This window comes from Falsiroseomonas sp. (assembly GCF_051859025.1).
GTDB lineage: Bacteria > Pseudomonadota > Alphaproteobacteria > Acetobacterales > Acetobacteraceae > Falsiroseomonas.
The window spans coordinates 67,852-92,234 of record NZ_JBHYGL010000034.1; the positions used below are offsets into that span (position 1 = coordinate 67,852).

Here is a 24,383-nt window from a genome sequence, read left to right on the forward strand (position 1 = left end):
CGATGCAGGCGGCGCGGCTGGCCGATGGGCGGCTGCACCTGAACCATGGCCCCATCGATGTCGTGCTGCGTGCCTGGGGCAGCGGCGCGGCGCTGGCGGAACAGGCGGCGCTCGCGCGCTTCCCCTCCATCCTGCCCACGCTGGTCGGCGAATTGCCGCTGCTGCGCCAAGCCGTGGGCGAGGCGCCGCAAGGCCCCGTCGCGCGGCGGATGCATGCGGCCTGCGCGCCCTTCGCCGCGCGCGGCCTGTTCATCACGCCGATGGCCGCCGTCGCCGGTGCGGTGGCGGACGACCTCCTCGCCACCATGCGCGCCGCCGCGCCGGGTCTGGCCCGCGCCTTCGTCAATGATGGCGGGGACATCGCCGTCTTCGCCGCCCCCGGCGAAAGCCTCGCCATCGGCCTGGCGCTCGATCCGCGCCTCGCCAGCTTCGACGGCGCGCTGCGCCTGCGCGGCGGGGATGGCGTGGGCGGCATCGCCACCTCCGGGCGTCATGGGCGGTCCTTCTCGCTCGGCATCGCGGATGCCGTCACGGTGCTGGCGCGGGATGCCGCCACGGCCGATGCGGCGGCGACGCTGATCGCCAACGCCACCGACCTGGACAGCCCCGCCATCACGCGCGCGCCCGCCTGCTCCCTCGACCCCGACAGCGATCTCGGCACCCGCCTTGTCACCACCGATGTCGGCGCGCTGAGTGCGAGCGAGATCGAAACCGCCCTCGATGCCGGCGCCGCCACCGCCGCCGGCTTCATCCGGGACGGCCTCATCATCGCCGCCGCGTTGCGCCTGGCGGGCGCCAGCCGCATCCTGGGCCGGCCCTTCGCACTGGAGACCCCCGCGTGAGCCAGGACCTCGTCATCCGCAAGACCGTGCTCTGCGTGGAGGAGGTGCGCCATGATGGCGGCCCGGTGCTGGCCACCCCCATCCTGAAGGGCTGGTGCGCCGTGGTGCTGCGCAACCCCTTCGCCGGCCGCTACGAGCCCGACCTGATGTGGATGATGGAGGCGATGAAGCCGATCGGCCTGATGGTGGCGGAAAGGCTGCTGGCGGGGCTCGGCGGCGATCCCGCGCGCATCGAGGCCTATGGCAAGGGCGGCATCGTCGGCAGCGCGGGTGAGTTGGAACACGGCGCGCTGTGGCATGTGGCGGGGGGCTATGCGATGCGCGGGCTGCTGGGCCAGGCGCTGTCCATCGTGCCGTCGATGACCAAGGTCGGGCCGATGGGTGCCATGCTCGACCTGCCCATCCACCACCGCAACGCCGCCTATGTCCGCAGCCATTTCGACGGCATCTCCTGCACCGTGCCGGATGCGCCCCGGCCGGAGGAGATCCTGTTTGCCCTGGCCATGACCACGGGCGGGCGGCCCCATGCGCGGGTCGGCGGGCTGGCCCAGGCGGAGATCAGCCGATGGGACGGCCAGCGCTGAAATCACTGGCCCCGACCCTTATGGTTCCGGTATGTTCCCCTCATCACCGCTGGAGAGGCGCCCGGCACCCCCAAAAACGGCACTAAAGGTGCTAAAAGGACTAAAGGGACTAAAAGCGTTTAGTGACTAAAATGCAACAGCCACCCCCAGCAGGGGCGCCAGCCTTTCCGCCCAGGCCTCGGCGCCCGCCTCATCCGCCAGCAGATCCTGGCGTACTTCCAGCAGCACGGCGGGGATGCCCTTCGCATCGCCATGGACGGGGACGGTGAAATCCTCCTCGGCCTCGATGCGGTAGGGTTCGTTGGCGCCCACCACCAGCGCCGGGTCCGCCCGCAGCCCGGCCACCAGGCGCTCCCCCAGCGTCCGGGCCTGCGCATACAGCACCCCGGCATGCCAGGGCCGCGCCACGCCGCGGAAGATGGGCGTGAAGCTGTGCACGCCGACCAGCATCGCCGGCCGCCGCGCCGCGATCTGCGCCGCCACCAGGGCGCGGAAGGGCTCGAAATACTCGCGCTGGCGGAAGGCCACCTCCGCCGCCGTCAGCCCCGCATTGCCGGGGATGTCGGTGTCCTCGCTCCGCAGCGGGATGGAGGATGGCGCACCGGGCGGCCGGTTGCAGTCGATGACGAGGCGCGAGACGCCGGACAGCACCAGCCGGGCGTCCAGCCGCGCCGCCAGCCCCCGCGCCAGGGCCGCCGCGCCGATGTCCCAGGCGATGTGCCGCCGGCGATCAGCCTCGGACACGCCGAGGTCGCCGTATCGATCGGGAATCCAGTGGGAGGCGTGTTCGCAGACCAGCAGCACATCGCCTACGCCGGCCGCGTTCTCGACCCAGGCGACAGGATTCACGCGACCTCGTCGGTGAAGACCGTGAAGCCCGAGAGCGTGCAGGGCCCGAAGCTCGTCACCATCGCCACGTCAGTCGCGTCCCGCCCGCGCGCCATCAGGATGCGGCCGATGCGCGGCGTGTTGTTGCGGGCGTCGAAGGTGTGCCAGGCATCGTCAAGGTAGACCTCGAACCAGGCGGCGAAATCCATCGGCCCCCAGGGCGGCGGCGTGCCCATGTCGCCCAGGAACCCCGTGCAGTAGCGCGCGGGGATGTTGACGGCGCGGCACAGCGCGACCGCCAGATGCGCGTAGTCCCGGCACACGCCGCGGCCCGCCGCATGCGCCTCGCTGGCCGACCTTGTCGCATCGGCGTGTTCGTAGCCGAAGGCGATGTGGTTGTGGACGTAGTCGCAGATCGCCTGCACCCGCGCCCACCCCGTCGGCCCCTGGCCGAACAGGTTCCAGGCGAGGTTGGAGAGCTTGTCCGTGTCGCAATACCGGCTGCCGAGCAGCCAGAGCAGCATCTCATCCGGCAATTGTTCCGGCGGCCATTGGCGGGCCGTCGGCACCGTACCCTCGACCAGCCCGCTGTCCTGGATCAGCAGCTTCGTGCTGATGGTGATCCGCCCGGCCGGCGCCACGATGCGCGTGCAGAAATTGCCGAAGCTGTCGTGATAGGTGCGGAACGGCACCGGCGGGTCGAAGCGCATCTCCTGCGGGCCGATCAGGTCGCCGACGCGGCTGGGATGGGCGTGCAGCATCAGCGCCATCGGCGTGGGCTGCGGGCAGTCATAGGTGATCTCGCAGCCGGCGCTGATGCGCATGGCGGATACTCCGTTGGGGCCTGCCGATGGGGCGTGAAGGGGAAGCCAAATGGCAACCGAGGGGGTGAACGAAGCCTCGGGTCATCGGCCGGCAGGGCGCCGACGGGATGGGGCCGCGCCTCATCCGCGATCAGCGGACAAGGCGCGCATTAGTTCCCCAGCGTATCAGACGGACTTCTTCAGCGCCCGCATATTCGCCGCAACCCGGCGCTGGGCCGGGCGGAGCGCGGCGGCGGCCACGGCATCGGGCATGGCGCCCGCCATCATGGCCGCGCCGGCGGCGATGGCGCCGTCGGCGAAGGCCTTCTGCTTTTCCGCCATCATGGCGGTCAGGGTGGAGGCCGCCTGCACGGGGTCCGTCGCCAATTGCAGGCTGCGCAGGGTGAAGACCCACCCCGCCTGCCAGGCGAACAACGCGTAGGCGGCCGGCGGCATCAGAGCGCCGCCAGGATGGCTTCCGCCTTGGAAACCTCGAAGGCGCCGGCGGCTTCGACGGCGACATGCGTCACCTTGCCGTCCTTCGCCACCAGGGCGAAGCGCTGGCAGCGAAGGCCGAGGCCGCGCGCCATCAGGTCCAGTTCCAGCCCCAGCGCCTTGGTGAAGACGGCGGAGCCATCGGCCAGCATCGCCACCTGGTCGGTGATGCCCTGGTCGCGGCCCCAGGCGCCCATCACGAAGGCGTCGTTGACGGACATGCAGGCGATGGTGTCGACGCCCTTGGCCTTCAGCGCCTCCGCCTGGGTCACGAAGCCCGGCAGGTGCTTGGCGGAGCAGGTGGGCGTGAAGGCGCCGGGGACGCCGAACAGCACCACGGTCTTGCCCTTGAAGAGCTCCTCGGTGGAGACCTCCTTCGGCCCCTCCGCGGTCGCCTGCATGATCTTCACGGCCGGAATGCTGTCGCCAACCTGGATCGTCATCGCGGAATCTCCCTCTGTGACTGCTGACATACGGCGGATCGGGGGGGCGCGTCCATGCGGGGCCGGCATGCAGGGCGGCCATGGAACTGCATGGGGGAACCCCATCGGGGGAACCTGGCCCGGCATTCCGTGATGCCCGCCGCGATGCGCCATGCTTGCGGCCCGGCGGGGCCGCCGCCATGTTCTGTTGAACCATGGCACGCCGCGCCCCCAAAGCCCCGCCCCCGCCGGCCGTTCCCCTTGTCGAGGAAGGCTATCTCGCCGGCCAGCTCCTGGTCGCCATGCCGGCCATGGAGGATCCGCGCTTCGCCCGCAGCGTGATCTGCCTCTGCGCCCATTCGGCGGAGGGCGCGATGGGCATCGTGCTGAACAAGCCGCTGGAGGGGCTGAGCTTCGACGAACTGCTCGGCCAGCTGGGGCTGGACTCCGTGCCGCCGCAGCGCCGCATCCGGCTCGTCTCCGGCGGGCCGGTCGAGGGCGGGCGGGGATTCGTGCTGCACAGCGCGGATTGGGAGACGGAGGGCAGCCTGCGGGTCAGCGAGGATGTGGCCCTGACCGCCAGCGTGGACATCCTGAAGGCGATCGCCGGCGGCGGCGGGCCGAAGGAGGGTTTCCTGGCGCTGGGCTATGCCGGCTGGGGACCGGGCCAGCTGGAAGCCGAGATCCAGCAGAATGCCTGGCTCAACGTCCCCGCCGACCAGGCCCTGCTCTTCCGCCAGAATGCCGGCGACCTCTGGCGCCAGGCACTGGGCAAGCTGCATGTGGACCCCGCGGCGCTGTCCGGCTTCGCCGGACGGGCTTAGCTTTTTTCATGCCCTCAGACGTCGTGCTAGGGGCACGCCAGCGACATCGTGCCAAGGGCACGCCAGCGGCGTGACGGGCGGGCGCATCCGCGCCCTTGCCTTCGCGCCCTGTACTGTTGCGCCAGGCTGCGCTGATGGTCTGGGCGCGGGCCGCCAGCGTTGATCTTCGTGGGCCTTGCCCGCGGACCCCGCCCCGGCGCATCTCTCTGCCATGGCCCCCGCCCCCCGGATTCGCCTGCTGCCGGAGACCACCGCCAACCGCATCGCGGCCGGCGAGGTGGTGGAGCGTCCGGCCGCCGCGGTGAAGGAGCTGGTGGAGAACGCGCTGGACGCCGGCGCCACCCGCATCGCCGTGACGCTGGAGGAAGGCGGCATCGGCCGCATCCTGGTGGAGGATGATGGCGGCGGCATGGGGCCGGATGACCTCGAACTCGCCGTCGAACGCCACGCCACCTCCAAGCTGCCGGAGGAAGCGGCGCTGTTCCGCATCGCGACGCTGGGCTTCCGGGGTGAGGCCCTGCCCTCCATCGGCGCCGTCGCGCGCCTCACGCTGACCTCCCGCAACGGAACCTCAGGGAATGGTGGGGGCGCGGCCCATGCCATCACGGTGGAGGGTGGCCGCAAATCCGCCGTGGCGCCGGCCGCCGGCCCGCCCGGCACGCGGGTGGAGGTGCGGGACCTGTTCTACGCCACCCCCGCGCGGCGGGAATTCCTGAAATCCCCCCGGACCGAGGCCGAGGCCGCGGTCACGGCGGTGGAGCGCCTGGCCATGGCCTGGCCGCAGGTGGGCTTCCGCGTCACCGTCGATGGCCGCCAGGCGCTGAACCTGGCGCCCGCCGACCGCGCCGGCCGCATCGCCGCCCTGCTGGGGGCCGATTTCGCCGCCGCCGCGGTGCCGGTGGAGGCGGCGCGGGACGGCATCACGCTCACGGGCCTCGCCGGCCTGCCGACGCATCACCGCGCGACCGGGGAGGCGCAGCACCTCGTCGTCAACAACCGCCCGGTGCGCGACCCCCAGCTGCGCACCGCGCTGCGCGTCGCCTACCGGGACCTGGTGCCGGCCAGGCGCTTCCCGGCGGCGGCGCTGTTCCTCGATGTGCCGCCGGAAGCGGTCGATGTGAACGTCCATCCGATGAAGACGGAACTGCGCTTCCGCGATTCCGATGGGGTGCGCGGGCTGATGATCTCGGCGCTCCGCCGCGCGCTTGCCGTCGGCGCGCAGGGGGCGGCGCCGGATGGGTTGGCGCCTGATGGGGTGGCATCCGATGGATGGGCGGTGGAGCCGGTTGCCGTGCCCTCCTACGCGCCCGTCTACAGCCCGGCGCCGGGCTTCGCGGAGGCGCCGGTCCCCGTCTTCCCGGGCTGGCGCCCGCCGCCCGGCCCGGTGGCCAGGCCCCCCCGCCCGCCCTCGCTCCCCCTCGCCTTCGCACCCGCGCCCGCGCCGGAGCCCCTGCCCGACTTCCCGGAGGATGGGCCGCTCGGCCGGCCGCTGGCGCAGATCCTCGATACCTATGTGCTCGCGGAGGCGCCGGACGGCTCCCTGGTGCTGGTGGACCAGCACGCCGCGCATGAACGCCTGGTGCATGAGGCGCTGCGCGCGCAACTCGTCGAAGGCGGCGTCCGCGCCCAGCCCCTGCTGCTGCCCGCCGTGGTCGAACTGCCCGCCCGCGATGTCGGCCGCCTGCTGGACAAGGCGGCCGAGCTTTCGCGCCTCGGGCTGGAGATCGAGGGCTTCGGCCCCGGCGCCATCCTGGTCCGCGCCCTGCCCGCCTTGCTTGGCAACCCCGAACCCGCACCGCTGCTGCGCGACATCGCCGCCGAACTGGCGGAGATGGATGAGGCGCTGGCGCTGGAAGCGCGGCTCGATGCCGCCGTCGCGCGGCTGGCCTGCCATGGATCCATTCGCGCTGGCCGCCGGCTGAAGGGCGCGGAGATGGCGGCGCTGCTGCGCCAGATGGAGGCAACGCCCCGCGCCGCCACCTGCAGCCATGGCCGCCCGACGGTCCTGCGCCTCGGCAAGGCGGAGCTGGAGAAGCTGTTCGGCCGGCGCTGAGCCCCTGGTCGCAGACGGCGCTTCATGGGCAGACTGTTGAAAACGTCCGGACCGCTGGCCGATGCGCCTGATGCAGCTGATCTACGCCTCCCGCCCCTTCGGATTCAGCGGGGATACGCTGGACGACATCCTGATGACGGCGCGCCGCCGCAACCGGGCGGATGGCATCACCGGCGCGCTGATCTGCCGCAACGACCTGTTCATGCAGATGCTGGAAGGCCCGCGCAGCAAGGTGACGGCCACCTTCGGCCGCATCCTGCGCGATGACCGCCATATCGAGGTGACGCTGCTGTGGTGCGGCGACGCGCCGTTCCGCAGCTTCCCCGACTGGGACATGCTGGAGGACCCGGCCAGGTCCTGGATGTGGAACCGGGAGGAGGTGCGCGCCGGCGCCCCCGGCGCGGCCTCCGCCGAGGAAGCCCGCCGCGCCTTCGCCCGCATCGCCAGCGAACCCCGCGAAGGCGCCGCGCCAGGTTGACGCCACCCGGTTGACGCCACCCGGTTGACGCCACCCGGTTGACGCCAGGCGACGGGCGCGGCACCCCTGGCGCCATGCCCAAGCTGCAAGCCGCCCAGATCCAGGTCACCCCCTTCCAGCAGAACTGCGCCCTGGTCTGGGACGCGGAGAGCAACACCGGCACGGTGATCGACCCCGGCGGCGACGTCCCCCGCATCCTGGTCGCGATCGATCGCGCGGGCTGCACGGTGGACCGCATCCTCATCACCCATGGGCACCTGGATCATGCCGGCGGCGCCGCGGCGCTGAAGCTGGCGCTGGAGGCGAAGCAGGGCACGCCGGTGCCGGTGGAGGGACCGCACCGCGACGATGCCCCCCTGCTGGCCAATATCCCCGCCCAGGGCGCGCAATACGGCGCGCCTGACCTTCAATCCGTGACGCCGGATCGCTGGCTGGAGGAAGGGGACACGGTCTCCATCGCCGGGCAGAGCTTCGACGTGCTGCACTGCCCGGGCCATGCGCCGGGGCATGTGGTCTTCACCTCCGTGGCGCTGGGCTTCGCGGTGGTGGGGGATGTGCTGTTCCGTGGCTCCATCGGCCGCACCGACTTCGCCTATGGCGACCATGAGGCGCTGATCCGCTCCATCACCACCAAGCTGCTGCCGCTGGGGGACGAGATGCGCTTCCTGTGCGGCCATGGCCCGGGATCGACCTTCGGCGAGGAACGGCGGACCAATCCCTTCCTGCCGCGCTGAACTGTCACCGGTTGGCGCTGGCGGTCGCAGGTTGCGGGGGGGATGCCGGCATGCGCCAGTGCCTCCGCCTGCCAGCCAAGCTTCTCGTCAGCCCCGGCACTGGATCTCGGTCAGCGATTCCGGCGCAACCAGGCCGCATGGATGCCGATGACGCCCCCACCTTCCCTTGGCCGATAACCGGTCAACCGCCGATCAGGTCACGTTGTCGGTCACTATTGAATTGGAGAGAGGGCCGCCGAATCCCAGATTCAGATTCTGGGCATTTTCCGTACTGATGTTGTCGGCGACCAGCATCGAAACAGACCCAGCTACAAAAATTCCGAACTGCTTCTTGGTTCCGGGAGCACGCAGGTCGATGCAGGTGTTATTGGTAACCTTTGAAAAATTCGCGCCCGACTCTAGCAATATCGCCCAACCGGAAGGGCTGCTGTCATTATTTCCATTAAAACAGCTGTTCTCCGACACTGTCACGAACTGGGTGTTCGGCCTTACGTAAACGCCGATCTGGGCAAAGTCCAAGACCATATTGCCCCTGACAGTCGTAACCGAGGAAAGGATATCGACGCCGTGGAGGCAGCCATGGGTGTTGTTTCCAATAACTTGCGTCCGCTCGCTCCCAGTGCCGACCAGGATGCCCTGCTGGGCGAAGCCGCGAACGTTGTTGCTCTGTATCAGACTCCCTGCTGCCCCTGACAGCCTGATCCCCTGCTCGGTCGCGACTCCGCCGCCATCGCAGGTATTGCCCGATATGGTAATGTCGCGACTGCCGGAGCCCAGTTGCATGTTGATGGCGCCGAGGACGGGGTTCCTGAATATGTTACCGGACACAGTAACGCGCGATGCCGATGATGCGCCGTTGACAGAAACGCCGCGGCTGCAGCCCTCCACGGTATTCCCATGAATGACGACGTCCGTGGCGGTGTCCAGGATCACGGCAGCCCATCGGTTCGGCCGAAGCCCTGTGATCGTATTGCCGAGGATCGTGACCTGCTTCACCCCGCCCTTGACGCGAATGCCGCCCGGACTCGTACCCCCTCCGTCGATCACGTTGGCAGAGATGGTCACATCGGACTGAACGGTGCTCGAGGGATCACCGATATCGATGACCTCGCCGAGCGACGGATCTGCCGAGTCGAGGTGGCACTCCAGAAAATAATTTGAGGAAACGACGACGGACTTGAAATTCCGGTTCAGGTCGACGCCCTCGTCCCTTGTCTTCAGAAACCGGTTGCCCGTGATAACAACGCCGACCGATGCAGTCGACCCCGCGAGCGGGCCGACCGCGACGCCGACCCGGAGGTCCTGAAAGACATTATTCTCGATCGCCGTCGCGCCGGCGCCATCGACGCCGATGGCGAGGCCACCCTTGAAGGCGCAGTCCCGAACGGAAAGCCGGGCCGTCCCAGCATCCGCATAGATCCAATAGCCTCCCGCGGTGTTCGAACTGCTTTCGAACCTCAAACCCTGAAACTCGACGTCTGGCGCATTGGAAGTCCGGAATCTGTTTGCGCCGGAGGTGCCATCGCGGGAGATCGTGCCGGTGCCGAAAATCCTCACCCTAAAAGTGATGACGGTCTCCCCGTCGACCTTGAAATTTCCGGCGGGAACGCGAACCGAGCCGCCGGAACCCGCCGCGGCGATGGCCGCGATGAATGCTGGGGTGTTGTTGAATGCGCCATCCCCATTCGCTCCATAGTCAAGAATATTGACGTCCGCCGCCATCGCGAGAATCCTCTCACACTTCAGAATTCGAATTTAGCAATCGCGAATCAGCATCGCCAAGTCGTTCCAGGGCCGGCAGCCCGCAATAACTGCTTTGTGATCACATCACGTTGAAATGCCCGTGGCGGCAGGGCATCAGCCGACACGGCCCAAAAATCAGCGTTAGATTTTTTTGGATCATTCGCGCTCGAACCAGCACGCGAATAGGCACCATGGCGGCACCGGCGTCGGGACTGCGGGCTGAAGCCTGCTCTGGCCATCGCCGTCGTCACGAACTCTCGGACGATGCGGGGTGCGCCGGCGGCGCGCTGGACGGCATCGCCGGCATCCGCGAAGGCGCACGCGACCAGAGGCATTCGCGATCCACATTCCTTCGGCTGCGGCACGGTGACGCGGATCTTCGTCCTCGACGTGATGCCGCTGTGGCCCCTACCGCCGCGCCGCCCGCTCGCTCATCACGCAGGCCAGCACCACCAGCCCCGCGCCCGCCAGCGTGACCAGCGCGGGCGCGTGGCCCCAGAACAGCGCATCGAAGGCCACCGACCAGATGATGCCGGTGTAGCTGATGGGGGCCAGCCGCGCGGCCGGGGCGTGGCGGAAGGCTTCCGCGATCATCACCGTCGCCGCCGCCACTGTCATCCCCGCGGCGATCATCTGCGCCCAGCCCATCGCCGTCGGCGGCTGCCATTCGGCGATGCCGAAGGGCGTCATCACCAGCAGCCCCAGCAGCGCCGGCCAGAACAGCACGCGGGCGATCCCCGGCTCGTCCCGCAGCTGCCGGTTCAGGATGAAGACGGCGGAATAGGTCCCCGTCCCGCAGAGCGCGTAGAGGTAGCCACTCAAGGGCCCGCTGCCGAGCCCGCTGGCGAAGCCCGGCGCCAGCGCCATCGCCACGCCGCCGAACCCCACCGCGCACCACACCCAGGCGAGTGGCGAGACCCTTTCCCGCAGGAAAAGGGCGGAGGCCAGCAGCACGATCAGCGGCGCGGTGAAGAAGACCAGGTAGCCCTCCACCAGCGGCAGGTCGCGGAAGGCCAGGAAGAAGAAGCTGGCGCTGCCGAGCATGGCCAGCGCGCGGCCCGCATTCAGCCAGGGATGGCGGGTGGAGAGCCTCCCCATCAGCCGCGGCGCGAGGGGGAGCAGCAGCAGCACCAGGACCAGCAGCACGACGAATCGCACCAGCAGCACCTGCGCCATCGCATGGTGGTCGGCCAGCAGCTTGCTGTTGGCATCCAGCACGCCGAACAGCAGGATCGCGCCGAACATCAGCGCGGGACCGCGCACGCTTTTCCCCCCGGGATTCCAGGCGCCCTTCTGGCCGCCGGGCGCGGCGCTGTCCATCGCCCGAAGCGCAGCACAGCCCCGCGCGACCTTCCCGCTTCCCATTCCCCGCGCGCCGGGGCACAAGCCGCGGCGATGACCCCCCGCATAGCCTCCACCCTCATGCCGCTGATGCGCGGCATCGATCCCGAACGCGCGCATGACCTGGCGCTGCGCGCGCTCCGCTTCGGCCTGGCCGGCGCCGACCGGTCCCCGGACGATCCGATCCTGGCGGCGGAGGCGCTCGGCCTGCGCTTCCGCAACCCGATCGGGCTTGCCGCCGGCTTCGACAAATCGGCGGTGGCGATCGCGCCGCTGATGCGCCTCGGCTTCGGCTTCGTCGAAGCGGGGTCCGTGACGCCCAAGCCGCAATTCGGCAATCCGAAGCCCCGGCTGTTCCGCCTGGTGGAAGACCGGGCGGTGATCAACCGCATGGGCATGAACAATGCGGGCCTCGCCCCCTTCCTGGCGCGCCTCGCCCATCTGCCGAGCCCCCGCCCCGCGGTGCTGGGCTGCAACATCGCCATCAACAAGGAAGGTGCCGCGCCGCTGCGGGACTATCCAGCGCTCTACACCGCCGTCGCGCCCCATGCCGCCTATGTCGCCGTCAATGTCTCCTCCCCCAACACCCCGGGGCTGCGCGACCTGCAGGGGGAGCAGCAGCTGCGGGACATCCTGGCGGCGCTGGCGGAGGCGCGGGACGCCATCGCCGGCCCCCGCCCGCCGATCCTGGTGAAGATCGCGCCGGATTTGTCGCCGGGCGCGGTGGAGCCCATCGTCGAATCGGCGCTGCAGCACGGCATCCAGGGCCTCATCATCTCCAACACCACCATCGCCCGCCCGGCGCCGCTGCGATCCGCGCTGAAGTCGCAGGCGGGGGGGCTTTCAGGTCCGCCGCTGCGGGAAGCGGCAACGGCGCTGCTGAAGCGCGTGGCCAAGGTCACGCAGGGGCGCCTGACGCTGATCGGCTGCGGCGGCGTGGGTTCCGGCGCCGATGCGCTGGAGAAGATCAAGGCCGGCGCCAGCCTGGTGCAGCTCTATGCCGCCTTCGCCTATGACGGGCCGGCGCTGATCCCCCGCATCAAGCGCGAACTGGCCGCGGCGATGCGGCGCGAGGGTTTTTCCAGCGTCGCCGAAGCCGTGGGCGTGGATGCGCGATGAAGATCCTCGATGGCGTGCGGAGCCTGGCGCCGCGCTATGACGGCTTCATCCTGGATATCTGGGGCGTCGTGCATGATGGCCGCCGCCCCTATCCCGGCGTGGCGGATGCGCTGGCGCGGCTGACGGACCAGGGCAAGCGGATCGTCTTCCTCTCCAACGCCCCGCGCCGGTCCTTCGTGGTGCATGAATTGCTGACGGGCATGGGGCTGGATAGCGCCCACTGGACCGCCATCGTCACCTCCGGCGAGATCGCCTGGCGGCACCTAGCGCGGCGGGACACGCCGGCCTTCGCGGCGCTCGGCACGCGGGCGATCCATATCGGGCCGGAACGGGACCTCTCCGTGGTGCGGGACAGCGGCGTCTCCATCGTGACCGACCTCGACCAGGCCGATTTCGTGCTGAACACCGGCCCGGACCCGGATCGCGGCGCGGAGGATGCGGGCGCCTATGCCGCGCAGCTTGCCCCCTGCGCCGCGCGCGGCCTGCCGATGGTCTGCGTGAACCCGGACCGGCATGTGATGGTGGGCGACCGCCACATCATCTGCGCCGGCGCGCTGGCGGACCTCTACGTCACCCTCGGCGGGCCAAAGGCGATCGAGATCGGCAAGCCCGACCCCGCGGTCTATGACCCGGTGATGGAGGCTCTGGGCATCGCCGACCGCGCGCGCCTGGTCGCCATCGGGGACAGCCCGCATACGGACCTGGCCGGCGCGCAGGCGGCCGGGATCGATGCCGTCTGGGCGCTGACGGGCCTCGCCGCCCATGCCCATGGGGAGGCGCCGGATGGCGACCGCCTGGCCGCGGTCGCGGCGGCGGAGGGTGTCACGCCCGTGGCCGCGCTGACCGGGCTTCGCTGGTAGCGGGGCACGCTTCCCGCCCGGCGCGGGGGCGACCTGCGAAATATGGCCCCTGTGCAGGGGGGCGGCGGTGCCTACTCTGGTGCCAGTGAACACGCAGAACCCCCAGCCGCCCTCGGCCACGATGCCCCTCCCCGGCGCGCCGGGTGTTTCGGCCGATCTGAAAAAACCCCGCCCGCCGATCTGGCTGCTGGTCGCGATGATCGCCATCGGGCCCTTCACCATGCAGGTGCTGGTGCCCTCCCTGCCCTCCATGGGGCGGGATTTCGGCGCCTCCACCTCCGCGGTGCAGCTGACGGTCACGCTGTACCTGCTCTCCGTCGGCGTCGGGCAGCTGATCTACGGGCCGCTGTCGGACCGCTTCGGGCGGCGGCCGCTGCTGATGGGGGGGCTGGCGCTCTATGCCGTCGCCTCGCTCGGCGCGGCACTGGCGGGGGGGATCGGGTCGCTGGTCATCGCCCGCGCGCTGCAGGCCATGGGCGCCTGCGCCGGCGTGGTGCTGGCGCGTGCGGTGATCCGCGACGTCTGGGCGCGGGACCAGGCGGCCTCCGTCCTCGGCTACGTCACCATGGGCATGACCATCGCGCCGATGCTGGCGCCGCTGCTGGGCAGTTACCTCGACCAGACGCTGGGCTGGCGGGCCAGCATGTGGGCATGCCTGGTCTTCGGCCTGCCGCTCGCGCTGGTCGCCTGGAAGCGCCTGCCGGAGACATTGCCCGCGCCGCAGCCACTGCCCGGGTTGTTCGCCATCCTCGCGGCCTATCGCAGCCTCTGGGCCATTCCCGTCTTCCGCGCCTATGCGGCGCTGACGGCCTGCGCCACCGGCGTGTTCTTCGCCTTCCTTGGCGGCGCGCCCTATGTCGTGGTGCAGGGCATGGGCTACACGCCGGTGCAGTTCGCCATCGGCTTCGCCGCCATTTCCGTCTTCTTCGCGGCCGGCAATTGGCTGGCGGGGGTGCTGTCCAAGCGCCTCGGTATCCTGCGCATGCTCAGCGTCGGCACCTCCATCACCGTGGTCGGGTCCATCGGCGCCGTGGTCGGGCAATTGGCCTTCCCGCCGCATATCCTGGTGTTCTTCGTGCCCATGGTGCTGGTCGGCGTCGGCAACGGCATGACGCAGCCCAACGCCATCGCCGGCGCGCTGAGTGCGAAGCCGCAGTTGGCGGGCACCGCATCCTCCCTGGTCGGCGCGTTGCAGATGGGCTTCGGCGCGCTGATGACCTTCGTGGTCGGGCTGGTGGAATACGGCGCGGGCATCGGCACGGCGCTGACCATGGCGGCGACAGGCAGCGCCTGCTGGCTGGCGCTGCGGGGCGCGCGGCGGGGGTAGCATTCCCCTTCACGCATCCGTTCCCGCCATGCGGCGGATTTTCGCCCTTGCGGGCGGCGCCAATACCGCGAACCTTCCCGGCAACGAACCGGGAGAGGATCACGATGTTCAAGACGGCAAGCGGGGCGCTGCTCGCCCTGGTGCTGGCCGCCGGCACCGCCGCCGCGCAGCCCGCCTATCCCACGCGCCCCATCTCCATGGTGGTGGGCTTCGCGCCGGGCGGCCCCGCCGACGTGGTCGCGCGCCTGATCGCGCCCTCGCTCGGCGCCGATCTCGGCCAGCCCGTGGTGGTGGAGAACGCCTCCGGCGCCGGCGGGTCCATCGGGCAGGCCCGCGTGGCCGCCGCCCGGCCCGACGGCCACACCATCCTGTTCGGCAGCCTGGCCCAGGCCACCATACCGACGCTGTATCGCCAGCTCAGCTTCGATCCCCTGGCGCTGGAACCGGTGGGCCTGGTGAATGAGGTCCCGATGGCCATCATCGCCCGCCCCACCTTCCCCGCCGCGAATCTGGCGGAGATGGTGGCGCTGGTGCGGCGGGACGGGCGGCGCCTCAACCTCGGCAATGCCGGCGTCGGCTCCACCAGCCATCTCTGCAGCCTGCTGCTCATGGCCTCCATCGGCACGCCCGTGACGCTGGTGCCCTATCGCGGCAATGCGCTGGTGATGAACGATCTGGTGGGCGGGACGCTCGACCTGGGCTGCGACCAGACGACGAACAACGCCGAGCAGATCCGCGCGGGCTCCATCCGCGCCTTCGCCATCAGCACGCCGGACCGCGCCGCCGCCCTGCCAGGCGTGCCCACCACCGCGGAAGCCGGGCTGCCCGCCATGCGCATGTCCGGCTGGAACATGCTCTTCGCCACCGCCGGCACGCCCCGCCCGGTGATCGACCGCCTGAACCGCGCGCTGCACGCGGCGCTGCGGGACGAGACGGTGATCCGCCGCATGGGCGACCTCGGCAGCGGGCCGGCGAGTGGGGAACGCACGACGCCGGAAGGCGCTCAGGCATTCTGGCGGGCGGAGATCGCGCGCTGGAAGCCGCTGATCGAGGCTGCCGACCCGTTGGCGAACTGACCGCGGGCAGTTCAGGCTGCCGCAGGGGGAGCGCTGCTCCCCCTGCACCCCCTCGCCAGGGTCCAACCGGACCCTGGACCGGGACCAGATGGCTACCCCTCGAACCGCGCCAGCCGCACCGCCGTGTGGCCGCGCATCACGCGGGGGCTCGGCATCACCAACAGGCAATCGTCATGGGGGGTGCGGATCTCCGCCTCCCCATCCAGCGCGATCAGCGTGTTGCGGCGGGGGATCACCTCCCCCCCGCGATAGTCGCGCAGGAAGGCAAAGCCGCCCGTCGCCGCCGTCACCGTGCGGGTCACGCGCGCCACGCGGCCGGGGGCGGCCTGGGCCTCGGCGGCGATCGGGGCGCCATCCTCCGCCATGCCGAGCAGCCGCAGCAGCCGCGCGGCCGCCACCTCCATCTGCGCCAGTGTCTCCGGCTGCCAATGGGGCCCGGCCTCCAGCAGCAGGCCGCGGCCGCCATCCTGGGCGAAGCGGGGATGGTCGATCATCCGCAGCCCCGCGGCATGGCCATCATCCCCCACCACCAGCGGCGGCGTGCCGATCTGCCGGGCCAGCGCCCGCGCCTCCAGCCCCGTCCCCGTCAGGAACAACGGGTCGGACGGCCAGAGCATGGAATGCAGATCCAGCAGCACATCCGCCTGGCGCACCACCGGCAGCAGCGCCCGCACGCGCTCCAGCTCCACCGACCGCCGCCCCCCCGCCAGCGCCACCGGCGACCAGAGGCGGTTCATGTCCTCATCCACGAAGCGGCTCGCCGTCGGGTCGGCGGGATCGAACAGGTCGAAGGCCGCCAAATTGGCGAAGAGGAAGGTCAGCCGCCCCCGCCGCGGCCGCACGCCTTCCCGCAGCCAGCGCGTGGCCAGCAGCGCGCCGGAAATCTCGTTCCCATGCACCAGCGTGCTGATGAGGAGATGCGGCCCCGCCTCCGCCGCCGCCTGGGTCCAGACGCCGGGGATGCCGACATTCCCCGCCCGCCACGGCGCGATGTCGGGCACCGGCAGGCGCACGGCCAGGTCGGGCAGGTCGAAGCGGGGCAGGCCCTGGGTCAGGTCGCCGGTCATCATGCTCATGCCGCCAGCGCGTCGCCAAGCCGGTCGATGAAGGCGCAGCAGGCCGCCATCTCGGCCTCCTCGATCCATTCATCGGGCTGGTGCGCCTGCGCCACCTGGCCGGGGCCGCAGACGATGCTGTCGATCCCCGCCCGCTGGAACACGCCGGCTTCCGTGCCGTAGGGCACGCGCAGCGCGCCACCCCGCGCGCCGCAGGATTGGGCGAGCCCCAGCAGCGCCGACCCCGCCGGCAGTTCGAAGGGCGGCGCGTAGCAGCGGGTCGCGAAGGTGAAGCCGGCATCCGGCGCCGCCGCGCGCAGCCCTGGCAGCACCTCCGCCGCCAGCCATGCCTCCAGCGCAGCCAGCACCAGGCGGCCATCCTCGCCGGGGATGCTGCGGACCTCGAAGACGAATTCGGCCAGGTCCGGGACGATGTTGAGGATGGTGCCGGCCTGGAAGGTGCCGGTGTGGATGGTGCTCCAGGGCGGCTCGAACCCCGCCGCCTGCTTGCCATCGGCCGCGATGCGGCGGGCATCCCGCTTCAGCCAGGCGACCGCTTCCGCCGCCGCTTCCAGGGCATTGGCGGTGCGGTGCGTCAGGCTGGAATGACCGGTCCGGCCGGTGACGCGCACATTCCAGGAGGCGTAGCCCTTGTGGGCGACCACCGGCGTCATCCCGGTGGGCTCGCCCACCACGCAGAATTCGGGCGGCGGCGCGGCCTGGCCCAGGCTGCCCACCAGCAGCGGGGCGCCCGCGAAGGTCGTCTCCTCATCGAAGCTCAGGCACAGATGCACGGGCCGCTTGAGCCCCTTGGCCAGCAGCCCCGGCACCGCGGCCATGGCGCAGGCCCAGAAGCCCTTCATGTCCACCGATCCGCGGCCGACCAGCCGCCCGTGCTGGTGGCGCAGAGCGAAGGGATCGCCAGTCCAGGCCTGGCCCGCCACCGGCACGCAGTCGCTATGGGCTGACAGCGCCACGCCCCCCGGCACCGCGGGACCGATGATGGCGTGCAACGCGGCCTTGTCCTGCACGGGGTCGTGGACGAGCCGGCTTTCCACGCCCTGCGTGGCGAGTTCGGCCTGCACATAGCGCACCAGGTCCAGGTTGCTTCGCGCGCTGGTGGTATCGAATGCCACCAGCCGCGCCAGAACCTCGACCGCCTGCGGTCCCGCCCCCATCGGATTCCCCCTTGGGGGCCAGTCTATACGGCGGTGACCGCCCGGCAATCCGGCCCGGGGGCGCTTAAAGAAAGTCCATCTTCTACCCTTGATTGAGACTACCGCGAGGTAAGCCCTGCCCGCGCCTCCGCCACCAGCCGCTCCAGCGCCGGCAGCTCGATCGCGCCCGGCACCAGGGTGTTGCCGATGATGAGGGCCGGCGTGCCTTCGATGCCGAGGCGCTGCGCCAGCGCCAGGTTGCGTTCGATCCGCGCGCCGATGGCGGGGTCGTCCATGTCGCGCCGCAGCCTGGACCAGTCGAGCCCCGCCCGTTCGGCCTGCTGGCGCAGCACCGCCTCGGTCGGCTCCGTCCGCAGGGACAGCAGCGCGTCGTAGAAGGGCACGTAGCGCCCCTGCCGCTGCGCCGCGAGCAAGGCGCGGGAGGCGAGGACGCTGTTCGGGCCCAGGATCGGCAGGTCCTTCAGCACCACCCGGACATTCGGGTCCCGCCGCAGCAGCGCGTCCATCGCGGGCTGCATCTGCTTGCAGTAGCCGCAGCGCGCGTCGAAGAACTCGACGATGGTCACATCGCCGCGCGCATTGCCCTTGCTGGGGTCGGCGGCGTCCCGGAACAGGGCATCGGCATTGCCGGCAATGGCGGCGCGCTGCGCCTCGCTCCGGTCGCGGCGGTCCGCCTCCTCCAGCCCGGCCAGGGCTTCGCGGATGATGGTCGGGTCGTCCCGCAGCGCCTGGCGGAGGATGCCGAGGATCTCGGCCCGCTGGCCGGCGGTGAAACCCTGGGCTTCCTGGGCCTGGGACTGACCCTGGGCGGGGGCCGGCGCACCGCCGGCGAACAGGACCAGGCCGAGGGCGAGGAGGACACGCAGGGGGGATCGGGTCATGCCTGTGCTTATCCCAGCCGGGGCCCCGGTGTCACCGCCAGCTGTCACCGCCAGCTGTCACCGCCAGCCCTCATCGGCGCCGGGGGGGCAGGTTCTCCGGCTGCGCGGCATTCTTGAGGTCGGAGGCGCGGAGCCGCATGGGGCCGGGGGGCAGCCCCCCCTCCGCCCGCGCGGCCAGCGTCCGCGCCGCCAGCGCATCGCCCAGCAGCATCGCCTCCTCCGCCAGCGCCAAATCCGCCAGCGGCATCTCCCCCAGCCGGCCATGCGCCACCGCCAGCTGGCGCCACAGGAAGGCGCTGTCGCGTTCCGTGCGCCTCGCGGCATCGAGTTCGCCCAGCGCCTGGCGAAGCTGGGCGGGCTGGCCGAGTTCCATCAGCACCCGCGCATGGCTCAGGCGGATCAGCCCTTCCTCCGGCGCCAGCCGCGCCGCGGTGGCGTAGGGCGCCAGCGAATCGGCCACCCGCTGCCCCTCGAACAGGATCTGGCCCTTCAGCTCATGCAGCCAGGGGATGGTCGGCTGTTCCGCGATCAGCGAATCCACCATCGCCACGGCGGGCGCGATCCGGCCGGAGCGGAACTGGGCGATGGCGCGGGCGTAGCGGGCGGGGGCGCCGGTATCGCTTTCGGGGTAGCGGCGCATCGTCAGCAGGGGCGAATCGATGAAGCCGTCCAGCTTGGCCCGCACCATGGCGAAGGCGGCGTCGAGCTCCGCGGGAAAAGGCGCCTCCGCGAAGCGGGACCGCGCCAGGTGCTCGCGGATGAATTCCAGCCGGTCGCGGGACAGGGGGTGGGTACGGAAATAGGGGTCCTGCCGCCCGACGGCGAGGAGTTCCTGGTCCAGCAGCCGCTCCAGCAGCCTCTCCAGCCCCCGGGACGACCAGCCGAGGCGATCGAGGTAGTTGACCCCCGCCTGGTCCGCCGCCTGTTCCTGGCTGCGGGTGAAGGCGTAGAATTCCCCCATCGCGCTGGCCTGGCCGCCCAGCATCCCCGCCGCCAGGGCGCCGGACTGGCCGCTGGCCGCGGCCGCCGCGCCGCCCAGCAGCATGGCGCCGATGCTGCGCAGCATGGCGTTGCGCATCTCCTCCGGCAGCCTGGCCAGGTGCCCGCCGGCGATGTGCCCGGTCTCATGCGCCAGCACGCCGACCAGTTCCAGGGCGCTGGTGGATTGCTGGATCAGCCCTGTATGGATGAACAGCCGGTTGCCGGTGCTGACGAAGGCGTTTATGGCGCGGTCCTGGATCAGCGTGGTCCGAACCAGGCCGGGATCCACCCCCGCGGTACGAAGCAGGGGATGGGACAGGCGCCGGACCAGGTTTTCGGTCTCGGCGTCCCGGATGGTGACGATGCGTGACGCCGCCGACTGCGCCGAGGCGGATCCAGGGACGACCAGCGCGGCGAGCAGGGCGAGGACGACCAGCATGACGACCAGCTTCGGGGCGGCAACCATGGCGGCGAAGACCATGGCGGAAGCTGGTCTTCCCGGGACCGGGGGCCTGGCGAGGGACGAGCGGCGCGGCATGGGCCGAAGGCTAGCGCGCAAGGCGTCCGCTTCCCACCCCGCCCTCGCCGCCCTGGCGGCGCTGGCACTGACCGGCTGCAGCGCCTTCGCGCCGGACCCCAATGCCCTGCAGCCCGGCCAGCCAGGATTCGTCCGTGGCTTCGTCGGCGCCGCCGCCTCGGATGATCCGCGCGCCGCGCTGATCGCACGCAACACGCTCTCCGCCGGCGGGTCCGCCGCCGATGCGGCGGTGGCGGGTGGCCTCATGCTGTCCGTCACCCAGCCCTCCCGCGCCGCGCTTGGCGGCGGCGGCGCCTGCCTTCTCTTCGCGCCCCGCCGGGCGGAAGCCGAGGCCATCCTGTTCCTGCCCGGGGCGCGGGAGGCAACGCCGCCCGGCGCCGACCGCCCCGCCGCCGTGCCGATGCTGGCGCGCGGCCTTTTCGCCCTTCACGCCCGCGGCGGCGTCCGGCCCTTCGAGGAATTGATCGCCCCGGCCGAGCAGGCGGCCCGCTTCGGCGTGGAGGTCAGCCGTGCCCTGGCCGCTGACATCGCCGCCGTCGCCGGCCCGCTGATGGCGGACCCCGGCGCGGCCGCGGTCTTCGGCGGCCCCGGCGGCCAGCCGCTGGCGGCGGGCGCCACGATGGTGCAGCAGGACCTCGGCACCACGCTCGGTTCGCTGCGCACCGCGGGGGTGGGGGACCTGCACCAGGGCGGGCTGGCACGGCGCGTGGCCGAAGCCTCCCTCGCCGCCGGCGGCGGGCTGACGGTGGCGGAAATGCGCGCCTCCGTCCCCAGCGTCGCGGCGCCGCTGATCCTGCGCTCGGGCAATGACAGCGTGGCCTTCCTGCCGCCGCCGGCCGATGGCGGCCTGGCCACCGCGGCCGCCTTCGCGGCGCTGTCCGCCGGCGCCACGCCGGATGCGGCGGCGCTGCGCGGCGTGGCGGTGGCCCGCGCCTGGCGGGAACGCGGTGGCGATCCAATGGCGCTGGTGACGGCTCAGCTTCCGGCCGACCAGGGCTGGCCGGTGCTGCCGGCCACCACCAGCCTGGTGGTGGTGGACCGGGACGGCATGGCGGTGTCCTGCGCCTTCACCATGAACAACCTCTTCGGCACGGGGCGCGTGGCGCCGGGCACGGGCATCCTGCTGGCAGCCGCGCCGGGCATCGGGCAGGTGCAGCCGCCGCTGCTCTCCGCCGCCATCGCCTTCAACGCGCCGCTGCGGACCTTCCGTGCCGCCAGCGCAGGCAGCGGGCAGCATGCCGCGCCGATCGCTGCCGCCGCGCCGCTGGCCCAGGCGCTGCGCAATGCGCCGCAGGATGCCACCTTCGCGGGCGTGCCCAATCCTGGCCGGGGCAATCTGATGGCCTGCCCGCGCTACCTGCCGGGTGATCCGAACAGCTGCTACTCGCTGACCGATCCGCGCGGCATGGGCCTCGCCATCGGCGCCGTGGACCGCTGATGGCTCTCAAGACGGGGCGGGGGGCGGAAGCGCCCCCCTTCCTGGTGATGGACGTGATCGCGGCCGCGAATGCCCGCGCCGCGTCGCTGCCGCCAGGGTCGCCCGGAATCCTGCGGATGGAGGTCGGCCAGCCCGGCAGCGGCGCGCCCCGTGGCGCGGCTGAAGCGGCCATCCGCGCGCTGCAGGCCGGCAACCCGATGGGCTATACGGAAGCCTTCGGCCTGGCCTCGCTCCGCGCCCGCATCGCCGGGCACTACCGGGACAAGTACGGGGTGGCGGTCTCGCCTTCGCGCATCGCCGTCACGGTGGGGGCGTCCGGCGCCTTCCCGCTGGCCTTCCTCGCGGCCTTCGATGCCGGCGACCGCATCGCCATGGCCGCGCCCTTCTACCCGCCTTATGCGAACATCCTGACGGCGCTCGGCATGGTGCCGCAGCTGCTGCCCTGCGATGCCGCCACCCGCTTCCAGCCGACGCTGGCCATGCTGGAGAGGCTGGACCCGCTGCCGGCCGGGCTGATCGTCGCCAGCCCCTGCAACCCCGCCGGCACCATGCTGTCGCCGGAGGAATTGTCGGCGATTGCCCGCTGGTGCCATGCGAATGGCGTGCGGCTGGTGTCGGACGAGATCTATCACGGCCTGTCCTACGGCACCGTCGCCGAAAGCACGGCCGCGGCGTTCAGCGACAGCGCCATCGTCGTGAACAGCTTCTCCAAATACTTCTCCATGACGGGCTGGCGGATCGGCTGGCTGCTGCTGCCGGAGGACCTGGTCCGCCCGGTGGAATGCCTGGCACAGAACCTCTTCATCAGCGCCCCCCATGTCGCGCAGGTCGCCGCCGAGGCCGCCTTCGACTGCGTGGAGGAGCTGGAGGCCAACAAGGCCGGCTATGCCCGCGCCCGCGCCGCACTGCTGGAAGGCCTGCCGGCGGCGGGCTTCGACCGGATCGCGGCCGCCGACGGCGCCTTCTACCTCTGGTGCGATGTCGGGCACCTCACGAATGACAGCCTCGATTTCTGCGCCGGGATGCTGGAGGGCGCGGGCATCGCGGCCTCCGCCGGGGTGGATTTCGACCGCGAGAGGGGCAGCCGCTTCCTGCGCTTCAGCTATTGCGGGCCGGAAGCGGCGATGGTGCAGGCGCCCGCGCGGCTGAAAGCCTGGCTGGGGCGGTAGGGCATCCTTCGTGGATCGCGACGCCTCGCGCGCCGCGGCGGGATCAATCCTCGACTGGCGCGCAGCCTTCCTCGGGACGGAGGAAGGCCGCCCAGGCTCCACCCGGCAGGGGAAGGCAGCCCCTGGCCCAGATGCCGGCAACACTTCCCCCCGCGCTGCGCAGCATGCCGGGGCCGTGCGGCACGCCGTCCGATAGCGCGCCCTCGTAGACCAGCCCCTGCACCAGCACCTCCACCCGGCCGTGCACGAGTCCGTCGTTCGTGTAGTCCCCGGCTTCGGTCATCGTGGGTTCCCCGTTGCGCAGATAAGCCAGGGCACCGCGGCCGTCCGGGCGGCCGCCTTTCATCACGCCCTCGTAGATCATGCCGCGCACCGTGCGGCCCTCCCGCCAGAGGAACAGGGCCCGGCCGGCACCCTCGGCAGGTCCGTCGGGGCAGTCACCGCTCCATCGCGCCTCGACATCGGCCGCGAGGTCCGACAGCCCGCCGACCCAGAGCCAGCAGCCGCGCGCCGCGTCGGTGACGAAGCCGTCCCGCTCGCCGGGCAGCAATCGCTCCGCCATCGGTGGCACCGGCGGCGTCTCCGCCCGCACCGGTCCCGCCAGCAGCACCAGGGCGAGAAGCCATCGCATGCGCATCATCTCCCCATCGCCAAGGATGATATCCGTGGGCTCCAGGGCCGAAGCGGACCCCGTGCGGCAGCGGGAAAGCCGGCATCGCAGGGCGCCACCCGGCCCGGCGATCGCGCGATCATCCGGCGCGCCGCACCTCGGCCCCGCCCCAGCGCCACCAGGAAGCAGGCAGGGCCGCCGCGGCAGCCTCGGCCGCGGCCGGCGCCGCGAACAGGCCGAAGCAGGTGGCGCCGCTGCCGCTCATCCGCGCCAGCAGGCAGCCGGGCTGCGCGCCGATGGCGGCCAGCACCGCCGCGATGGTGGGGCAGAGGGAGACCGCCGCCGCTTCCAGGTCGTTGCCCAGTGGCCGCAGCCAATCCGCCAGCGCCGCGGCATCCCGCCAGGCTTCCGGGTAGGCGATTGGCGGTGAGAAGCCGGGCGCGCGGGCCTTGAAGACGGCAGGCGTCGCCAGGGCAAGGCGCGGATTGGCCAGCAGCAGCCCGAAGGGCGGCAGGGGCGGCACCGGGTCCAGCACCTCCCCCACGCCGCGCATGCGCATCGGCCGGCTTTCGACGCAGACCGGCACATCGGCGCCGAGCCCCGCCGCGATGTTCCGCAGCCCGGCCGGTCCGAGCCCCGTGCCCCACAGCGAATCCAGCACCCGCAGCGCGGCCGCCGCATCGGCGGAACCGCCGCCGATGCCGGAAGCGACCGGCAGGTGCTTTTCGAGAATGATGGCCGCCCGTGCCGGTACCCCGGCGGTGTCGGCCAGCGCGCGGGCGGCGCGCAGGACCAGGTTGTCGGGCTCCGCCCGCAGGGCCTCCGCGCCCGGCCCGGCCAGGGACAGGGTCAGCCCCTCCGCCGGCGTGGCGGAGACGACATCGCCCACGCCGGCAAAAACCGCCAGGCTGTCCAACAGATGATAGCCATCGGCGCGCCGGCCTGTAACGCGCAGCGTCAGGTTCACCTTGGCCGGGGCAAAGGTGGGGGCGAAGCCGATCATC

At 71.6% G+C, this 24,383-nt stretch carries 24 protein-coding genes; 12 read left to right on the forward strand and 12 right to left on the reverse strand.

Annotated features, from left to right (window positions below):
* Window positions 1-2: 2 nt before the first annotated feature.
* Both ACTIE5_RS21430 and ACTIE5_RS21435 read left to right on the forward strand, forming a co-directional pair.
* The gene (locus tag ACTIE5_RS21430; RefSeq protein ID WP_439551759.1) at window positions 3-842 is read left to right on the forward strand and encodes a UPF0280 family protein; all 840 of its coding nucleotides are present in this window, start codon (window positions 3-5) and stop codon (window positions 840-842) included.
* Window positions 839-1,426 (forward strand): amino acid synthesis family protein, encoded by a 588-nt coding sequence (locus tag ACTIE5_RS21435; protein ID WP_439551760.1) that lies wholly within the window; start codon window positions 839-841, stop codon window positions 1,424-1,426. Before ACTIE5_RS21430 ends, ACTIE5_RS21435 begins: the two co-directional genes overlap by 4 nt.
* 126 nt (window positions 1,427-1,552) lie before the next feature.
* Here ACTIE5_RS21435 and ACTIE5_RS21440 read toward each other — a convergent pair whose 3' ends face one another.
* From ACTIE5_RS21440 to ACTIE5_RS21455, 4 genes are all read right to left on the reverse strand, one after another.
* Window positions 1,553-2,275 (reverse strand): N-formylglutamate amidohydrolase, encoded by a 723-nt coding sequence (locus ACTIE5_RS21440; protein ID WP_439551761.1) that lies wholly within the window; start codon window positions 2,273-2,275, stop codon window positions 1,553-1,555.
* Window positions 2,272-3,078: a transglutaminase-like domain-containing protein gene (locus ACTIE5_RS21445; RefSeq protein WP_439551762.1), complete on the reverse strand. Its 807-nt coding sequence runs from the start codon at window positions 3,076-3,078 to the stop codon at window positions 2,272-2,274. Before ACTIE5_RS21445 ends, ACTIE5_RS21440 begins: the two co-directional genes overlap by 4 nt.
* Window positions 3,079-3,243: 165 nt before the next feature.
* Entirely contained in the window at window positions 3,244-3,513 is a 270-nt protein-coding gene (locus ACTIE5_RS21450) for a hypothetical protein (protein WP_439551763.1), read from the reverse strand.
* Window positions 3,513-3,995, reverse strand: coding sequence for a peroxiredoxin (locus ACTIE5_RS21455; RefSeq protein ID WP_439551764.1), 483 nt, complete (start codon window positions 3,993-3,995; stop codon window positions 3,513-3,515). The genes ACTIE5_RS21450 and ACTIE5_RS21455 overlap by 1 nt, the downstream gene beginning before the upstream one ends.
* A gap of 194 nt (window positions 3,996-4,189) precedes the next feature.
* On the opposite strand from ACTIE5_RS21455, the gene ACTIE5_RS21460 reads away from it, so the two are divergent.
* The 4 genes from ACTIE5_RS21460 (at window position 4,190) to ACTIE5_RS21475 (ending at window position 8,063) form a co-directional block, all read left to right on the forward strand.
* Entirely contained in the window at window positions 4,190-4,798 is a 609-nt protein-coding gene (locus ACTIE5_RS21460; protein ID WP_439551765.1) for a YqgE/AlgH family protein, read from the forward strand.
* Between the two features lie 211 nt (window positions 4,799-5,009).
* Window positions 5,010-6,851: a DNA mismatch repair endonuclease MutL gene (gene mutL / locus ACTIE5_RS21465; RefSeq protein WP_439551766.1), complete on the forward strand. Its 1,842-nt coding sequence runs from the start codon at window positions 5,010-5,012 to the stop codon at window positions 6,849-6,851.
* Between the two features lie 61 nt (window positions 6,852-6,912).
* Complete coding sequence (locus tag ACTIE5_RS21470) at window positions 6,913-7,329, forward strand: BLUF domain-containing protein (RefSeq protein ID WP_439551767.1); 417 nt, start codon at window positions 6,913-6,915, stop codon at window positions 7,327-7,329.
* A gap of 74 nt (window positions 7,330-7,403) precedes the next feature.
* A complete protein-coding gene (locus ACTIE5_RS21475; protein WP_439551768.1) occupies window positions 7,404-8,063 on the forward strand; it encodes an MBL fold metallo-hydrolase in 660 nt (219 codons plus the stop codon).
* Window positions 8,064-8,255: 192 nt separating this feature from the next.
* Here the strand turns inward: ACTIE5_RS21475 and ACTIE5_RS21480 are convergent, their stop codons facing one another.
* On the reverse strand, window positions 8,256-9,785 hold the full coding sequence (locus ACTIE5_RS21480) for a right-handed parallel beta-helix repeat-containing protein (protein WP_439551769.1): 1,530 nt from the start codon (window positions 9,783-9,785) through the stop codon (window positions 8,256-8,258).
* A 429-nt stretch (window positions 9,786-10,214) separates the two neighbouring features.
* Entirely contained in the window at window positions 10,215-11,069 is an 855-nt protein-coding gene (locus ACTIE5_RS21485; protein ID WP_439551770.1) for a DMT family transporter, read from the reverse strand.
* A 132-nt stretch (window positions 11,070-11,201) separates the two neighbouring features.
* Here ACTIE5_RS21485 and ACTIE5_RS21490 point away from each other — a divergent pair, with 132 nt between their 5' ends.
* The 4 genes from ACTIE5_RS21490 (at window position 11,202) to ACTIE5_RS21505 (ending at window position 15,529) form a co-directional block, all read left to right on the forward strand.
* Complete coding sequence (locus tag ACTIE5_RS21490; RefSeq protein ID WP_439551771.1) at window positions 11,202-12,266, forward strand: quinone-dependent dihydroorotate dehydrogenase; 1,065 nt, start codon at window positions 11,202-11,204, stop codon at window positions 12,264-12,266.
* A complete protein-coding gene (locus ACTIE5_RS21495; protein WP_439551772.1) occupies window positions 12,263-13,126 on the forward strand; it encodes a TIGR01459 family HAD-type hydrolase in 864 nt (287 codons plus the stop codon). The genes ACTIE5_RS21490 and ACTIE5_RS21495 overlap by 4 nt, the downstream gene beginning before the upstream one ends.
* Window positions 13,127-13,247: 121 nt before the next feature.
* A complete protein-coding gene (locus ACTIE5_RS21500) occupies window positions 13,248-14,453 on the forward strand; it encodes a multidrug effflux MFS transporter (RefSeq protein WP_439551773.1) in 1,206 nt (401 codons plus the stop codon).
* 104 nt (window positions 14,454-14,557) lie between these two features.
* Window positions 14,558-15,529 carry a tripartite tricarboxylate transporter substrate-binding protein gene (locus ACTIE5_RS21505; protein WP_439551774.1) on the forward strand — a complete coding sequence of 324 codons (972 nt, stop codon included), beginning with the start codon at window positions 14,558-14,560 and terminating at the stop codon, window positions 15,527-15,529.
* Between the two features lie 92 nt (window positions 15,530-15,621).
* Here ACTIE5_RS21505 and ACTIE5_RS21510 read toward each other — a convergent pair whose 3' ends face one another.
* From ACTIE5_RS21510 to ACTIE5_RS21525, 4 genes are all read right to left on the reverse strand, one after another.
* Window positions 15,622-16,605 (reverse strand): peptidase M14, encoded by a 984-nt coding sequence (locus ACTIE5_RS21510; RefSeq protein WP_439551775.1) that lies wholly within the window; start codon window positions 16,603-16,605, stop codon window positions 15,622-15,624.
* Entirely contained in the window at window positions 16,602-17,762 is a 1,161-nt protein-coding gene (gene argE / locus ACTIE5_RS21515; RefSeq protein WP_439551776.1) for an acetylornithine deacetylase, read from the reverse strand. The genes ACTIE5_RS21510 and argE overlap by 4 nt, the downstream gene beginning before the upstream one ends.
* Window positions 17,763-17,860: 98 nt before the next feature.
* Window positions 17,861-18,643 (reverse strand): DsbA family protein, encoded by a 783-nt coding sequence (locus ACTIE5_RS21520; protein WP_439551777.1) that lies wholly within the window; start codon window positions 18,641-18,643, stop codon window positions 17,861-17,863.
* Between the two features lie 70 nt (window positions 18,644-18,713).
* A complete protein-coding gene (locus ACTIE5_RS21525; protein ID WP_439551778.1) occupies window positions 18,714-20,105 on the reverse strand; it encodes a M48 family metalloprotease in 1,392 nt (463 codons plus the stop codon).
* Here ACTIE5_RS21525 and ACTIE5_RS21530 point away from each other — a divergent pair.
* Both ACTIE5_RS21530 and ACTIE5_RS21535 read left to right on the forward strand, forming a co-directional pair.
* Window positions 20,062-21,600 carry a gamma-glutamyltransferase gene (locus ACTIE5_RS21530; protein ID WP_439551779.1) on the forward strand — a complete coding sequence of 513 codons (1,539 nt, stop codon included), beginning with the start codon at window positions 20,062-20,064 and terminating at the stop codon, window positions 21,598-21,600. The genes ACTIE5_RS21525 and ACTIE5_RS21530 overlap by 44 nt on opposite strands.
* Window positions 21,600-22,769: a pyridoxal phosphate-dependent aminotransferase gene (locus ACTIE5_RS21535; RefSeq protein ID WP_439551780.1), complete on the forward strand. Its 1,170-nt coding sequence runs from the start codon at window positions 21,600-21,602 to the stop codon at window positions 22,767-22,769. Before ACTIE5_RS21530 ends, ACTIE5_RS21535 begins: the two co-directional genes overlap by 1 nt.
* Before the next feature lie 43 nt (window positions 22,770-22,812).
* Here ACTIE5_RS21535 and ACTIE5_RS21540 read toward each other — a convergent pair whose 3' ends face one another.
* On the reverse strand, window positions 22,813-23,400 hold the full coding sequence (locus tag ACTIE5_RS21540) for a hypothetical protein (RefSeq protein WP_439551781.1): 588 nt from the start codon (window positions 23,398-23,400) through the stop codon (window positions 22,813-22,815).
* Window positions 23,401-23,518: 118 nt separating this feature from the next.
* The gene (locus ACTIE5_RS21545) at window positions 23,519-24,382 is read right to left on the reverse strand and encodes a 4-(cytidine 5'-diphospho)-2-C-methyl-D-erythritol kinase (RefSeq protein ID WP_439551782.1); all 864 of its coding nucleotides are present in this window, start codon (window positions 24,380-24,382) and stop codon (window positions 23,519-23,521) included.
* Window position 24,383: the final 1 nt, after the last annotated feature.